The organism is Streptomyces sp. NPDC085944, from assembly GCF_040686295.1.
Lineage (GTDB): Bacteria > Actinomycetota > Actinomycetes > Streptomycetales > Streptomycetaceae > Streptomyces > Streptomyces salinarius.
In genome coordinates this window covers 35574-49997 of the sequence record NZ_JBFBJX010000012.1, presented here as the reverse complement: position 1 = coordinate 49997, position 14424 = coordinate 35574, and the positions used below count along the sequence as shown (strand labels likewise).

Sequence of the window (14424 nt, the reverse complement as noted above, 5' to 3'; positions counted from 1 at the left end):
AGGAACTGGGGTCGGCACCGCGGCGCAGGTTGCTGGTGCTCGACGGGAATCCCGCATTTGAGCTTTCGCCGTGGTGTGGGACGTGTCAGTTCCTGTTTCAGCGGCTTGAGGGCGCCAGCGAGACGCTGTCATTGGCAGGCATGCAAGATCTGCTCTCCGGACAGGTCTCAGATCTGGACGATGGCATCCTGGGTGCCTTCGGCTCCTTGCTGCCGGAAGGCAATTACCTGCCACTGTTGCTTCGTGTCGAGCCACGGCTGGTGACTCCAGGGCAGGACGGCGACTACTTCAGCAATGAGCAAGTGGCCACCTGGGGTCCCGATCAGTTCTGGGGTCTTCCGGAGCATCTCCGCACGCCGTATTGCCGCACGTTCGAGACGGTGATCGACGACACCGCACATCTCTATGAGTTCGTAGTACCGATGGTCCCTCCACTCTGGAACGACCGAGAGCGCGGAGTACGTCGAGTGGATGGGGCAGGGGGTGGTGCCGACAGCAGTCGCGGTGTCGACGTTGGATCTCTGTCAGCCTGCGTTGAGCCTCCAGGCGACGGACGAGTACGAGCACTGGGGACTGACGCATTTTCTGCTCGACGGCCATCACAAGCTGGAGGCGGCAGCCTCGGCCGGACGTACCGTGCAACTCCTGTCGCTCCTGGCCTTGGACGAGAGCCTGTCCGGCCCCGATGACCACCGCAGGTTGGGAGCCCTGCGCTCACAGAGCAGCCTGAGCCGTGGGGCTCGGAATCCACGCTGACCTGCGTAAATATTCTGGTTCCGCTGCTCGCGCCGGCAACCTGGGGGCCGCGTGTGGGCACCGATTCACGGATCGATGAAGATCTCGCAGGACATTCGCCGGGAGCACGGGAGCAGCAGGGGGGAGATCGAGGAGGGCATGGCGCAGAAGTCGAAGGAGTTCGCGGAGGCGGGCAACCGCGTGTACCTGCCGATCGCGGACTGAGCGCCCAAGCGCGGGGAGGGAACAGGCCGCAGGGTCGGCCCTCTCCCCGCCCAGGGGCCTCGCTCGGCAGACTGGACGCATGACAGCCACCTCACTGAGCAAGGGTGCCAACGTCGCCGTCGACTCCCCTGCGGTACGCGTCGAACTCGTGTGGTCCGCCGGACCGGGCGTCCCCGAGGTCGACGCCTCCGCGCTGCTGCTCACCTCGGCCGGGCGGGTGCGGGACGACGGTGACTTCGTCTTCTACAACCAGCCCAGGCACAGCTCCGGCGCGGTGCGGCACCTGGGCAAGCGGAGTGGGCCCGACGCGGACGCGGGCGTCACGAGCGATGCCGTCGAGGTGGACCTGCGGGCGGTTGAGACGGCCGTCGAGCGCATCGTCCTGTGCGCCTCGGCGGACGGCGGGACGTTCGGCCGGGTCCCCGGGATGTCGCTGCGGGTGCTGGACACCGCGACCGGCACCGAACTGGCCCGGTTCGACATCACTGCCGGGCCGGAGACCGCGCTGGTCGCCGGTGAGCTGTACCGGCGCGAGGGGAAGTGGAAGTTCCGCGCGGTCGGACAGGGATACGCCGCCGGGCTCGCGGGGCTGGCCACGGACTTCGGTATCACCGTGGACGACGCTCCCCCGACGGCCGCTCCCGCCACGGCCCCCCGCGCACCGTCGGCGCCGACTTCCCCGACGCCCACGGCTCCCCTACCACCGCCGGTCCCCTTCGTACCCCCGGTGCCGCCGAGCGTGGCGCCGGCCGCCGGCGGCCCCCGTCTCACCAAAGGTGAGGAACGCCTGCCCGTGGACATGCGCAAGCGGCTGTCCCTGCGCAAGGAGCAGGTCGCGGTCAGCCTGAGCAAGCACGGGGCGGCCGGGGTCACCGCGCGCGTCGTCCTCGTACTGGACGCCTCCGGATCGATGTCCTTCCTCTACTCGAAGGGCGTCGTCGCGGACGTCGTGGAGCGGATGGCCGCCGTGGCCGCGCAGTTGGACGACGACGGCGAGATGCAGGCGTGGACCTTTGCCTCCAACCCGGCGCGCCTGCCCGACCTGCGCCTCGGCGAGCTGCCCGACTGGCTGCGACTGCACGTACGCGTGGGGGAGATCAGCCTGTTCCGGCGGGGCCGGAAGAAGGGCCTTCACCCCGAGCAGGTCGACATGCGGGCGGTCGGCATCCAGAACGAGGAGCAGAAGGTGATCGCCGAGGTCCGCGCCTTCGTCCGGGAGCACCCGGCGCCGGTTCCGACCCTGGTCCTGTTCTTCTCCGACGGCGGTGTATACCGCAACGCCGAGATCGATCGGGAGCTGCGGGAGGCCGTGGAGGAACCGGTCTTCTGGCAGTTCGTGGGGCTCGGACGCTCCAACTACGGCGTGCTGGAGCGGTTCGACACCCTGCCGGGCCGTCGCGTCGACAACGTCGGCTTCTTCGCCGTCGACGACATCGGCACCGTACCGGACCCGGAGCTGTACGACCGTCTGCTGTCCGAGTTCCCCTCCTGGATCACTGCCGCCGGCCGGGCGGGCATCCTCTGAGCCGCTGCCCGCCCGTGCCGGTGGCTACTCGGTCCGGTGTTCCGGGCCCCCGAAGTCCGGGCTGCTGTAGTCCGGGCTCGAGTAGCTCGGACGCGAACCCGGGTCGGAGCCGCCGTCGGGGCTGGTGAAGCCGGGACGGCCGTAGCCGAGGTGCGGCATGCGGCCGTTGCCCGGGGCTGCTGGTCCCGCGCGGTGCAGTGCCGTCGTGCCGGGTTCGCCGAGCGCCTCCCGCAGGAAGGGCAGGATGCCGCGTTCCAGCAGGGCCTCGTGCCAGGCTTCCCGGGCCCGGGCCACCTCCTCGTCCCGGGCGTCGTAGAAGCCGGACTCGGCGGACGGGCGGTTGCGCAGCGCCGTGAGCAGCAGTCCCACCGCGGCGACGAGGATCGCCACCGCGGTGACGGCGCCGAACACCCACCCCGTGGTGAGCATGGTCCGCGCGAAGGCCTGCTCCGGGTCGAGCATCTTCAGGATGTAGCCGACCAGCAGGAAGATCGCCGCGGCGGTGCCGGCCAGGACCGGCGCCAGGACGGCGACGACGGCGACGGCCCCCGCGCCGGTCGCCTCGGCCATCTCGCCCATGGTGGCGGCGAGGCCCCCCGCACCCGTGCTCTGCTCCTGGGAGCCGGACCCGCGCGTGGTGGTCGACGGGCCCGAGGGCGCGGGGTGGCGCAACTCCTCGCGGACCTTCACGTAGTGCTGGTATTCGGTGGTGGCCGCCGCCGTGATGAGGGCGGTGGCGTTGAGTGCCATGGTGCGCAGCTGTTCGGAGTTGAGTCGCTGACCGACAGCGGTCAGTTCCGGGCGGTGTGGTGCGGAGCGCAGCGCCTCGTCGAGGATCCGCTCGTACTCTTGGCGGTCCTCGGTCGACAGGTACTGCGGAACGCTGTTCATGTGCATCCCCCGATGCTCCGTAGGGCTTGGGGCTCGCATGCCAACGAGCCGTCGGGCAGAAACGGAGGGGAGCCTGCTACGGATAAGCCGATGGTAGAGCGGTGACGGTGGAGGGTGACAGGGGGTTTCCAGAAATTGGGTGCCCGTTCGCGGGGACGGAGCCGCCGAAAGGGCCGCTCGGGGAAGGCTCAGGCGTCCAGGGGCAGTTGCTGGACCAGCAGTTTTCCGGCCATGGTGACGCCGCCGTCCATCGCGATGGCCAGGCCGTCCGCGTAGACGTGCGGTCCCTCGACGACGGTACGGGTGTCGTCCTCGCCGTCCTCGGAGCCGACTTCGCCCAGCAGGTAGGGGATGGGGCTGTGGCCGTGAACGATCCGGGTGCCGCCGTACGTATTCAGCAATGAGCGCACGGCTTCGGCGCCACCCTCGTCGCGGAAGGAGAAGCGCTTGGTGAACTTGCGGAACAGGTCCCACACCTCCTCCGCGTCGTTGCGCGTGAGCGTCTCGCGGACGGTGTCGTTGACCTCTTCGATGGAGCGGCCGTAGTCGAGGTAGGTGGTGGCGTCCGAGTGGACCAAGAGGTGGTCGTCGACCTCCTCCATGGCGTCGAGGCGGGCCATCCACTGCAGATGGTGGTCCTGCAGGCGGTCCATGTCGGTCTTCTGGCCGCCGTTCAGCAGCCAGGCGGCCTGGAAGGTGGCGGTACCCGCGCCGGAGTTGACGGGCGTGTCGCCGAACCGCTTGGCGCCGAGCAGCAACAGTTCGTGGTTGCCCATCAGCGCCTTGCAGTAGCCGCCGGCCGCGGCGGCCTCCGCGGACAGCCGCATCACCAGGTCGATGACGCCGATGCCGTCCGGGCCGCGGTCGGTGAAGTCGCCGAGGAACCAGAGCCGGGAGGTGCCCGCGCACCACTGGCCGGCGTCGTCGACGAGGCCCTTCTCCCGTAGGGCGGCCAGCAGTTCGTCGAGGTAGCCGTGCACGTCGCCGACGACGAACAGGGGCCCTTGACCGGTGGCCTGCTGCTGCACCGCTACGGGCGCGGGGTCGACCGTGACCTGGACCGTGTCACCCCGACGGATGACAGGCAGGTCGCGCTGAGTGGGCGTGTAGCCCTCGGGCATGGCCTCCTCGGAGGGCGGCGCCGACTCGCCCGTGTGCATGCCGGGGGCAGCGTACGGAGCGGCATCGTGGACGTACGCGGGTACCCGGAAGTCGCGCACCGTCGCCGTCCGCTCCACCTCGGGTCCCTGACCGGCCCCCTGAGTCATCGACCCTCCACCATCGCGCCGCATCTGCACCGCTTCGGACTGCCTGGTCGCAGCGGCCCGCGGTGTGTGGGCCCATCATAGGAATGCGGATCGCGCTGTGTGATGACCCAGGGGTGGTGAATCAGGACAGGACTGCGGTTCACCGCGGCATTCGCCCCGATTGGGCCCGGCTTCGCCCGTCCGTAACCAGGGCCCGGTCCCGTTCCTGCCGGGGCTGGTGTGGCGTCCTCCGCCCTGTTTCGCCGTCCCGCGCCGCCGCCTTCCGGGGTCTTCGGCGGTGTCGTTGGCCGGCGCCGGCCGCGCGTGCCGTTTCCGGCCGGGACGGCACCGTCGCGCGCCACGCCGCCGCTTCCCGGGCCACGCCTGCCGTCCGCCCTATTCGCCCTCCGGTGACCGTGGCGGGCTGACCGTCGTACGCGGTGGCCGTCGCTGCGACGACGTACGCACGATCAGTTCGGTCGGTATCACCTGCTCGACCGGCTGATCGGAGTGCAGCCCCTCGATCGCGTCGATGAGGACCTGGATCACCGCGGTGCCGATGCGGCGGGGTTTCAGCGACAGGGTGGTGATGGGCGGCTCGGTGCTGGCGTACACGGTGGACTCGCTGCAGCAGACCAGCAGCAGGTCCTCGGGGACGCGCAGACCGTAGCGGCGGGCGGCGGCGAGCAGGTCGGTGCCGTTCGGGTCGAACAGGCCGTAGACGGCGTCGGGCCGGTCCGGGCGGGCGAGCAGCCGGTCGGCGGCGACCGCTCCCGCGCACGGATCGTGCGCGGGGTAGGCCTCGTAGACCGGGTCCTGGCCGACGCGCTCGCACCAGCGCAGGTAGGCGGTGGTCGACAGATGCGTGTACGTGTCGGTCGTGGTGCCCGTGAGCAGGCCGATCCTGCGGGCGCCGGCGTCGGCGAGATGGTCCAGGATGCCGAGTACGGCCGCCTCGTGGTCGTTGTCGACCCAGGCGGTCACCGGCAGTGAACCGGCCGGCCGGCCGTCGGACACGACGGGTAAGCCCTGCCGGACCAGTTCGCTGACGACCGGATCGTGGTCCGAGGGGTCGATGACGACCGTGCCGTCGAGCGCGACGTTGGACCACACGTCGTGTCGGGAGGTCGCCGGGAGGATGACGAGGGCGTAGCCGCGGGCGAGCGCGGCAGACGTGGCGGCGCGTGCCATCTCGGCGAAGTACGCGAACTCGGTGAAGGTGAAAGGTTCATCCCCGTACGTCGTCACGGTCAGGCCGATCAGTCCGGACTTGCCCGTGCGGAGCGTGCGGGCGGCAGCCGAGGGCCGGTAGCCCAGCCGGTCGGCGACCTCGCGCACATGGCGCCGGGTGGCATCCGGGAGTCGGCCCTTGCCGTTGAGGGCATCGGAGACGGTAGTGATGGATACTCCGGCGGCGGCGGCCACGTCCCTGATACCCGCCCGGCCCGGCCGGCTGCCTCGACGTGAGGTTTCCGCGCGGCTCACCTGGTGCTTCCCTGCTGCTGTCATGGCGAGCCGATAGTAGGGCTCATGGGGTGGGGTAGTGCGGACGCATATGCACGCGTTGACAGTCACGTTTCTGCATGATCATTTACGGCTAACGCTCTTGGAAAGCAAGGTAGTTGGGCTCGCTCATTCCATTACCGGGCGTGTTGACCAGTGGGGGCCTGCGGGGTGGCGGATGTTGCGAAGAGGTCTCAACTCACCTGCACGAGGGATGCGCGCCACGGCGCGAGCCACCGGCGCGTAGATATATGTGCGGCGCGCCCCCCGAATCATGCGCCTTCGTGTGCTGGTGTCCCTGATGCCACTGTGACGGACGAGGCACGGTCGCACCCGGACGAGGTCCGGTCTCACCTATACGCAGCGGCGGCGAATCCTCATAAGGTGAGAAGTATTCGATGCCGGTGGTGGTCATGAGGAGGACTGCGGTGAGCGAGAAGAACCCCAAGCTGCGCGCCGAGCTGGAGGGGATTCCCACCTACAAGCCGGGCAAGCCCGCCGCGGCCGACGGCCCGGTGGCCTACAAGCTGTCCTCCAACGAGAACCCCTATCCGCCCCTGCCCGGAGTGATGGAGACGGTGACGGCGGCCGCCGCCTCCTTCAACCGGTACCCGGACATGGCCTGCACGTCGCTGATGGCCGAGCTGTCGGACCGCTTCGGCGTGCCCCTCTCCCACCTGGCCACCGGCACCGGCTCGGTCGGTGTGGCCCAGCAGCTGATCCAGGCGACCTCCGGTCCCGGCGACGAGGTGATCTACGCCTGGCGCTCCTTCGAGGCGTACCCGATCATCACGCAGATCAGCGGTGCGACGTCCGTGCAGGTGCCGCTGACACCGGGCGAGGTGCACGACCTCGACGCGATGGCGGACGCGATCACCGACCGGACCCGGCTGATCTTCGTCTGCAATCCCAACAACCCGACGGGCACGGTGGTGCGGCGGGCCGAGCTGGAGCGGTTCCTGGACCGGGTGCCCAGCGACGTGCTGGTCGTCCTGGACGAGGCATACCGCGAGTTCATCCGCGACGCCGAGGTCCCGGACGGCGTGGAGTTCTACCGTGACCGGCCGAACGTCTGCGTCCTGCGCACCTTCTCCAAGGCCTACGGCCTGGCCGGCCTGCGGGTCGGATTCGCGATCGCCCACGAGCCGGTGGCGGCTGCGCTGCGCAAGACGGCGGTGCCCTTCGGGGTCAGCCAGATCGCGCAGGAGGCGGCGATCGCCTCGCTGCGTGCGGAGGACGAGCTGATCGGCCGGGTCGGCTCGCTGGTGTGCGAGCGCACGCGCGTGGTCGACGCGCTGCGCGCGCAGGGCTGGACGGTGCCGGAGACCCACGCCAACTTCGTCTGGCTGCGGCTGGGGGAGCGCACGCTCGCCTTCGCCGAGGCGTGCGAGCGGGCCGGCGTGGTCGTACGACCGTTCCCGGGTGAGGGTGTGCGGGTGACGGTCGGGGAGAGCGAGGCGAACGACATCTTCATGAAGGTGTCGGAAGCGTTCCGCAAGGAGATCTGACGGGGTGGTGGGCGTCAGAAGTCCACCGTCTCCACGCGTACCGGGTCGCCGTCGCGCACCGTCGCCAGCCGGCGGGGGTCACCGTCGAGGCGGCCGAGGACGTTGCACGGGCTCGCGAGACGGCACTCGTCGTCTCGCGAGATCGGTGTGGGTCCGTACGGAAGAGCCAGCGCGTCGCCGTCGGTCCAGAAGGCGACGGTTCCGGGCTCGACGACCTGCCGCGCGTCCGTTTCACGTGAAACCGACACACCTGTGTCGAAGTACACCTCCTCGCCCCAGGTGTGGGCGGAGGCGGTGAGTGGCAGGGCCTTGAGAAGCGCCTGCGTGGTGGGAGTGTCCTCGAGAGCCGCGGTGAGGTGACCCGCCGGCCATGAGATGCGTATCCGTGCGTATTGCTCCTGTGTGTCCGTGGTGTTCATGCCACGAATTCAACAAGATGTTGAAGTTCTTGCCAAGGGGTTGACGTCACAGGGGACCCCCCTTCCGGTGGCGAAAAGCAGTAGGTCATAATTGCTTGTGAATGTGAACGCGTTCACAAGCGTGTCCCGGTTGCGCCCGCGTTGGGTGTGACAAACACGCTCAAAATGCCGCTGACCACGGCGATGTGGCGATGTGAGGAGAGTGACGACGTGGACATGGCTCTGGCGCCGGAGACGCTGGCGCGATGGCAGTTCGGCATCACGACCGTCTACCACTTCCTGTTCGTCCCGCTGACGATCTCGCTGGCCGCCCTCACGGCCGGACTGCAAACCGCTTGGGTTCGCACGGAGAAGGAGAAGTACCTCAGGGCGACCAAGTTCTGGGGCAAGCTCTTCCTGATCAACATCGCGATGGGGGTCGTCACCGGCATCGTGCAGGAGTTCCAGTTCGGTATGAACTGGTCCGACTACTCCCGCTTCGTCGGTGATGTCTTCGGTGCCCCGCTGGCCTTCGAGGCGCTGATCGCGTTCTTCTTCGAGTCCACCTTCATCGGGCTGTGGATCTTCGGCTGGGACAAGCTGCCCAAGAAGATCCACCTGGCCTGCATCTGGATGGTCTCGATCGGCACCCTGCTGTCGGCGTACTTCATCCTCGCGGCCAACTCCTGGATGCAGCACCCCGTCGGCTACCGCATCAACGAGGAGAAGGGCCGCGCCGAACTCACCGACTTCTGGCAGGTTCTCACCCAGAACACCACCCTCAACCAGGTCTTCCACAGCTTCTCGGCGGCCTTCCTCACGGGTGGCGCCTTCATGGTCGGCATCGCCGCCTTCCACCTGATGCGCAAGAAGCACATTCCGGTGATGCGGACCTCGCTCCGACTCGGCCTGATGACCCTGGCCGTCGGTGGCCTGCTCACCGCGGTCAGCGGTGACACCCTCGGCAAGGTCATGTACGAGCAGCAGCCGATGAAGATGGCCGCCGCCGAGGCCCTGTGGGACGGCGAGCAGCCGGCACCGTTCTCGGTGTTCGCCTACGGCGATGTCGACACGGGGCACAACAAGGTCGCCCTGGAGATCCCCGGACTGCTCTCCTTCCTCGCCCACAGCGACTTCGAGTCCTACGTGCCCGGCATCAACGACACCAACAAGGCACTCCAGGAGCAGTTCGGCCCCGGTGACTACAAGCCCATCGTCCCCGTCGCCTACTGGGGCTTCCGCTGGATGATCGGCTTCGGCATGGCGTCCTTCTCCCTCGGCCTGCTGGGCCTGTGGCTGACCCGGAAGCGGTTCCTGCTGCCACCGGCCCTGCGCACCGGGGAGGACGAGGTCCCGCACCTCGTGCTGCTGAAGAAGCCGCTCGGGGTGAAGCTCTCGCGGATCTACTGGCTGCTGGCGCTGTGGACGATGGCGTTCCCCCTGATTGCCAACTCCTGGGGCTGGATCTTCACCGAGATGGGCCGGCAGCCCTGGGTCGTCTACGGCGTGATGCAGACCCGCGACGCGGTCTCCCCCGGTGTCTCCACCGCCGAGGTCATCACCTCGATGTCCGTCTTCACCCTGCTGTACGCCGTCCTGGCCGTCATCGAGGTCAAGCTCCTCGCGAAGTACGTGAAGGCGGGACCGCCCGAGCTGACCGAGGCCGACCTCAACCCGCCCACGAAGATCGGCGGCGATCTCCGTGACGCCGACAAGCCGATGGCCTTCTCGTACTAGGCCGAGGGAGCTGCACAGTCATGGAACTGCACGACGTCTGGTTCGTCCTGATCGCCGTCCTGTGGACCGGCTACTTCTTCCTGGAGGGCTTCGACTTCGGAGTCGGTGTGCTCACCAAGCTGCTCGCCCGGAACCGGGCCGAGAAGCGGGTGCTGATCAACATCATCGGCCCCGTGTGGGACGGCAACGAGGTGTGGCTGCTCACGGCCGGTGGCGCCACCTTCGCCGCCTTCCCCGAGTGGTACGCCACGCTCTTCTCCGGGTTCTACCTCCCCTTGCTGGTCATCCTGGTCTGTCTGATCGTCCGGGGCGTCGCCTTCGAGTACCGCGTCAAGCGGCCCGAGGAGAACTGGCAGCGCAACTGGGAGACGGCGATCTTCTGGACCTCGCTGATCCCCGCCTTCCTGTGGGGCGTGGCCTTCGGCAACATCGTCCACGGCGTGGAGATCGACCGGAACCTGGAGTACGTCGGCTCGGTCTGGGACCTGCTCAACCCGTACGCCCTCCTCGGCGGCCTGGTGACGCTGACGCTGTTCACCTTCCACGGGACGGTGTTCACCGCGCTCAAGACCGTCGGTGAGATCCGTGAGCGGGCGCGGACCCTGGCGCTGCGCGTCGGCCTGGTCACGACCGTGCAGGCCCTGGCCTTCCTGCTCTGGACGCAGGTCGACAGCGGGGACGCCAAGAGCCTCATCGCCCTGGTGGTGGCCGCCGCCGCCCTGGTCGCCGCGCTGATAGCGAACCAGGTCGGGCGTGAGGGATGGTCGTTCACCCTGTCCGGCGTCACCATCGTGGCCGCCGTGGCGATGCTCTTCCTGACCCTCTTCCCGAACGTCATGCCGTCCACGCTGAACGAGGACTGGAACCTCACCGTCACCAACGCCTCGTCCAGCGCCTACACGCTGAAGATCATGACCTGGCTGGCCGTGATCGCCACGCCGGTCGTCCTGCTCTACCAGGGCTGGACGTATTGGGTGTTCCGCAAGCGCATAGGCACCCAGCACCTCGCCGACGCCGCGCACTGAGTCCAGCGGGGTGCGTTCACCGTGTTTCACGTGAAACGCGGCTGGAACGCACCCCATGGGGCAGGAGGGCCTGTTTCACGTGAAACCCATCGATCCACGTCTTCTGCGGTACGCCCGCGCCACCCGGCTCTTCCTGGCGGCCGTCGTCGCCCTGGGGGCCGTCGGGGCCGGCTTACTCGTCGCGCAGGCGATGCTCATCGCCGAGGTGGTGGTCGGCGCCTTCCAGCACGGCACGACGGCCACCGGACTCCGTACCCCCCTCCTGCTGTTGGTGGTCGTCGCCTGTGGGCGTGCGCTGGTGGGCTGGCTCACCGAACTGGCCGCACACCGGGCGAGTGCCGCGGTGAAGTCGGAGCTGCGGGGCCGGCTGCTGGAACGGGCCACCGCGCTCGGCCCCGGCTGGCTGAGCGGCCAGCGGACCGGATCGCTGGTTGCGCTCGCCACCCGGGGCGTCGACGCCCTCGACGACTACTTCTCGCGCTATCTGCCGCAGCTCGGCCTCGCGGTGGTCGTGCCGGTCGCGGTGCTGGCCCGCATCGTCACCGAGGACTGGGTCTCGGCGGCCATCATCGTCGGCACCCTGCCCCTCATCCCGATCTTCATGATGCTGATCGGCTGGGCCACCCAGTCCCGGATGGACCGCCAGTGGCGGTTGCTGTCGAGGCTGTCCGGGCACTTCCTGGACGTGGTCGTGGGGCTGCCGACACTGAAGGTCTTCGGCCGGGCCAAGGCACAGGCCGAGTCGATCAAACGCATCACCGGCGAGTACCGCCGGGCGACCATGCGGACGCTGCGGATCGCCTTCCTGTCCTCCTTCGCGCTGGAACTGCTCGCCACGCTGTCCGTGGCGCTCGTCGCGGTCACCATCGGCATGCGCCTGGTCCACGGGGACATGGCGCTGTACGACGGCCTGGTCGTGCTCGTCCTCGCACCCGAGGCCTATCTGCCCCTGCGGCAGGTGGGGGCGCAGTACCACGCGGCGGCCGAGGGCCTCGCCGCCGCAGAGGACATCTTCGAGGTGCTGGAGCGTCCCGTACCGGCATCGGGGACCGCCCGGGTGGCGGCGGACGGCGCCCTGGCCTTCGAGGACGTGGCGGTCCGCTACCCGGAACGCACCGCGGACGCCGTCACGGACGTCAGCTTCACCGTGGAACCCGGAGAGGCGGTGGCGCTCGTCGGCCCCAGCGGGGCGGGCAAGTCGACACTCCTGAACGCCCTCCTCGGCTTCGTGCCCCCGACCGGCGGACGGGTCCGGATCGGCGGGGTCGATCTCGCCTCCCTCGACATGGCCGACTGGCACGCCCGGGTCGCCTGGGTGCCGCAGCATCCGCACCTGTATGCCGGCACCATCGCGGAGAACGTACGGCTGGCCCGGCCCGACGCCGACGACACCGCCGTACGGCGGGCGCTGCGGGACGCGGGTGCCCTGGAGTTCGTGGACGCGCTGCCCGAGGGCACGGCGACGGTCCTCGGGGAGGACGGAACCGGTCTGTCCGCCGGACAGCGGCAGCGGCTCGCGCTGGCCCGGGCGTTCCTCGCGGACCGGCCGGTGCTGCTGCTCGACGAGCCGACGGCGGCCCTGGACGGGGCCACCGAGGCCGAGGTCGTGGACGCCGTGCGCAGGCTGGCGCAGGGGCGAACGGTCCTGCTCGTGGTGCATCGGCCGGCACTGCTGGAGGTGGCCGACCGGGTGGTGCGGCTGGAGGCGCCGGCCGTCGTCGCCTCCGCGGACACCGGCGGGCTGCCGGCCGCTGCGCGGGGAAGCAGGCGCCCGCCCGCCCCGGACGCCTTCGACGAGCCGGTCGCCGAGTCCCCTCGGCGCACCGAGCGTGCTCCGGGGGCCCGAGGAGGCGCGCTGTCCAGGGTCCGCGCCATGTCCGGGGCCCGGAGCGGTCGGCTGGTACTCGCGCTGCTGCTCGGCACCCTGGCCCTCGGCAGCGCCGTCGGCCTGATGGCGACCTCCGGGTACCTCATCTCGCGCGCCTCCGAGCAGCCGCCGGTGCTGTACCTGATGGTGGCCGTGACGGCGACGCGCGCCTTCGGCATCGGACGGGCCGTGTTCCGCTACGCGGAGCGGCTCGTGTCGCACGACGCCGTGCTGCGGATGCTGGCCGACACACGGGTCGCCGTCTACCGCAGGGTGGAGCGGCTGGCCCCCGCGGGGCTGCGCCGCAGCCGCCGGGGCGACCTGTTGTCCCGGCTCGTCGCCGATGTCGACGCCCTGCAGGACTACTGGCTGCGCTGGCTGCTGCCCGCCGGCGGCGCCCTGATCGTCTCCGCCGCGTCGGTGGGCTTCACGGCCTGGTTGCTGCCGGAGGCGGGTGCCGTGCTCGCGGTCGGCCTGCTCGCTGCCGGTGCCGGTGTCCCGCTGGTCACCGCCGCCGTGGCACGGCGCGCCGAGCGCAGGCTCGCCCCCGCCAAGGGCGTACTCGCCACCCGGGTGACGGACCTGCTCACCGGCACCGCCGAGCTGACCGTCGCCGGTGCCCTGGCCGGGCGTGCCGCCGAGGCGCGGCGGGCCGACGGCGCCCTCACCTCGATCGCCTCGCGGGCTGCCACCGCCACCGCGCTGGGCGACGGACTCACCGCGCTCGTCTCCGGCGTGACCGTCGCGGGTGCCGCCCTCGTCGGGGTCCAGGCGGTCGCCGACGGCCGGCTCGCCGGGGTGGCCCTGGCCGTCGTCGTCCTGACCCCGCTGGCCGCCTTCGAGGCCGTACTCGGCCTGCCGCTCGCAGTGCAGTACCGCCAGCGCGTGCTCCGGAGCGCCGAGCGCGTGTACGAGGTGCTCGACGCCCCGGAGCCGGTGCGGGAGCCGGAGACGCCCCGACAGGCGCCCACCTCGCCGTTCCCGCTGGTCCTCAAGGGGCTGTCCGCGCGTCACGCCGGGCAGGACGGGGACGCGCTGGCGGAGCTGGACCTGACCCTGGCGGAGGGCCGCCGTGTCGCCGTGGTCGGACCGTCCGGGTCCGGCAAGACGACCCTGGCCCAGGTCCTGCTGCGCTTCCTCGACGCGGACGCCGGCTCCTACACGCTGGCCGGTGTCGACGCCTACGCCTTGGTCGGCGACGCCGTGCGGCGGCTCGTCGGGCTGTGCGCCCAGGACGCGCACCTCTTCGACAGCTCGGTCCGCGAGAACCTGCTCTTGGCCAGGAAGGACGCCACTCAGGGCGAGCTGCGCGACGTGCTGGCGCGGGCCCGGCTGCTGGAGTGGGCCGACAGCCTGCCCGACGGCTTGGACACGCTGGTCGGTGAGCACGGGGCCCGGCTGTCCGGTGGCCAGCGCCAGCGGCTGGCCCTGGCCCGGGCGCTGCTCGCCGACTTCCCCGTCCTGGTGCTGGACGAGCCCGCCGAACACCTCGACCTGCCGACGGCCGACGCGCTCACCACCGATCTGCTGGCCGCGACCGAGGGCCGTACGACCCTGCTGATCACGCACCGGCTGGCCGGACTGCGGGCCGTGGACGAGGTGATCGTCCTGGACCGGGGCCGGGTCGTGCAGCGGGGTACCTACGCGGAGCTGGCGGCCGTTCCGGGACCGCTGCAGGAGATGGCCGGGCGGGAGGCGGCGGCGGAGCTGCTGGTGACGGCGAGATGACCGGCCGAGCCGGCCCGGTCACGGTTCCGGCCGCG

Annotated in this window: 9 protein-coding genes and 1 pseudogene; 6 read left to right on the top strand and 4 right to left on the bottom strand. The window is 70.2% G+C overall.

The window, feature by feature from the left end:
• Positions 1 to 828 precede the first annotated feature (828 nt).
• Positions 829 to 960, top strand: a pseudogene (locus tag AB0P07_RS23475) (thiamine biosynthesis protein ThiC); the annotation flags it as partial.
• A gap of 79 nt (positions 961 to 1039) precedes the next feature.
• The gene (locus tag AB0P07_RS23470; RefSeq protein WP_365553451.1) at positions 1040 to 2485 is read left to right on the top strand and encodes a VWA domain-containing protein; all 1446 of its coding nucleotides are present in this window, start codon (positions 1040 to 1042) and stop codon (positions 2483 to 2485) included.
• 24 nt (positions 2486 to 2509) lie between these two features.
• On the opposite strand, the gene AB0P07_RS23465 is transcribed toward AB0P07_RS23470, so the two are convergent.
• From AB0P07_RS23465 to AB0P07_RS23455, 3 genes are all read right to left on the bottom strand, one after another.
• Positions 2510 to 3382 carry a hypothetical protein gene (locus tag AB0P07_RS23465; RefSeq protein WP_365553449.1) on the bottom strand — a complete coding sequence of 291 codons (873 nt, stop codon included), beginning with the start codon at positions 3380 to 3382 and terminating at the stop codon, positions 2510 to 2512.
• Positions 3383 to 3564: 182 nt separating this feature from the next.
• Positions 3565 to 4644: a Ser/Thr/Tyr protein phosphatase SppA gene (sppA, locus tag AB0P07_RS23460; protein WP_365553447.1), complete on the bottom strand. Its 1080-nt coding sequence runs from the start codon at positions 4642 to 4644 to the stop codon at positions 3565 to 3567.
• A gap of 375 nt (positions 4645 to 5019) precedes the next feature.
• Positions 5020 to 6132 (bottom strand): LacI family DNA-binding transcriptional regulator, encoded by a 1113-nt coding sequence (locus AB0P07_RS23455; RefSeq protein WP_003975000.1) that lies wholly within the window; start codon positions 6130 to 6132, stop codon positions 5020 to 5022.
• Between the two features lie 422 nt (positions 6133 to 6554).
• Here AB0P07_RS23455 and hisC point away from each other — a divergent pair, with 422 nt between their 5' ends.
• Positions 6555 to 7634, top strand: coding sequence for a histidinol-phosphate transaminase (gene hisC, locus AB0P07_RS23450; RefSeq protein WP_365553444.1), 1080 nt, complete (start codon positions 6555 to 6557; stop codon positions 7632 to 7634).
• 14 nt (positions 7635 to 7648) lie between these two features.
• Here hisC and AB0P07_RS23445 read toward each other — a convergent pair whose 3' ends face one another.
• Positions 7649 to 8053, bottom strand: coding sequence for a cyclophilin-like fold protein (locus AB0P07_RS23445; protein WP_365553442.1), 405 nt, complete (start codon positions 8051 to 8053; stop codon positions 7649 to 7651).
• Between the two features lie 210 nt (positions 8054 to 8263).
• Between AB0P07_RS23445 and AB0P07_RS23440 the strand changes: the two genes are divergently transcribed.
• From AB0P07_RS23440 to cydD, 3 genes are all read left to right on the top strand, one after another.
• Complete coding sequence (locus AB0P07_RS23440; RefSeq protein ID WP_365553440.1) at positions 8264 to 9769, top strand: cytochrome ubiquinol oxidase subunit I; 1506 nt, start codon at positions 8264 to 8266, stop codon at positions 9767 to 9769.
• 20 nt (positions 9770 to 9789) lie between these two features.
• Entirely contained in the window at positions 9790 to 10794 is a 1005-nt protein-coding gene (gene cydB, locus AB0P07_RS23435) for a cytochrome d ubiquinol oxidase subunit II (protein ID WP_365553438.1), read from the top strand.
• Positions 10795 to 10873: 79 nt separating this feature from the next.
• The gene (cydD, locus tag AB0P07_RS23430) at positions 10874 to 14389 is read left to right on the top strand and encodes a thiol reductant ABC exporter subunit CydD (protein ID WP_365553436.1); all 3516 of its coding nucleotides are present in this window, start codon (positions 10874 to 10876) and stop codon (positions 14387 to 14389) included.
• Positions 14390 to 14424: the final 35 nt, after the last annotated feature.

Excerpts from the sequence above, each read along its gene's own strand:
- AB0P07_RS23455 (WP_003975000.1), bottom strand. The coding sequence starts at position 6,132 with ATGACAGCAGCAGGGAAGCACCAGGTGAGCCGCGCGGAAACCTCACGT.
- AB0P07_RS23470 (WP_365553451.1), top strand. The coding sequence starts at position 1,040 with ATGACAGCCACCTCACTGAGCAAGGGTGCCAACGTCGCCGTCGACTCC.
- AB0P07_RS23445 (WP_365553442.1), bottom strand. The coding sequence starts at position 8,053 with ATGAACACCACGGACACACAGGAGCAATACGCACGGATACGCATCTCA.
- cydB (WP_365553438.1), top strand. The coding sequence starts at position 9,790 with ATGGAACTGCACGACGTCTGGTTCGTCCTGATCGCCGTCCTGTGGACC.
- sppA (WP_365553447.1), bottom strand. The coding sequence starts at position 4,644 with ATGACTCAGGGGGCCGGTCAGGGACCCGAGGTGGAGCGGACGGCGACG.
- AB0P07_RS23465 (WP_365553449.1), bottom strand. The coding sequence starts at position 3,382 with ATGCACATGAACAGCGTTCCGCAGTACCTGTCGACCGAGGACCGCCAA.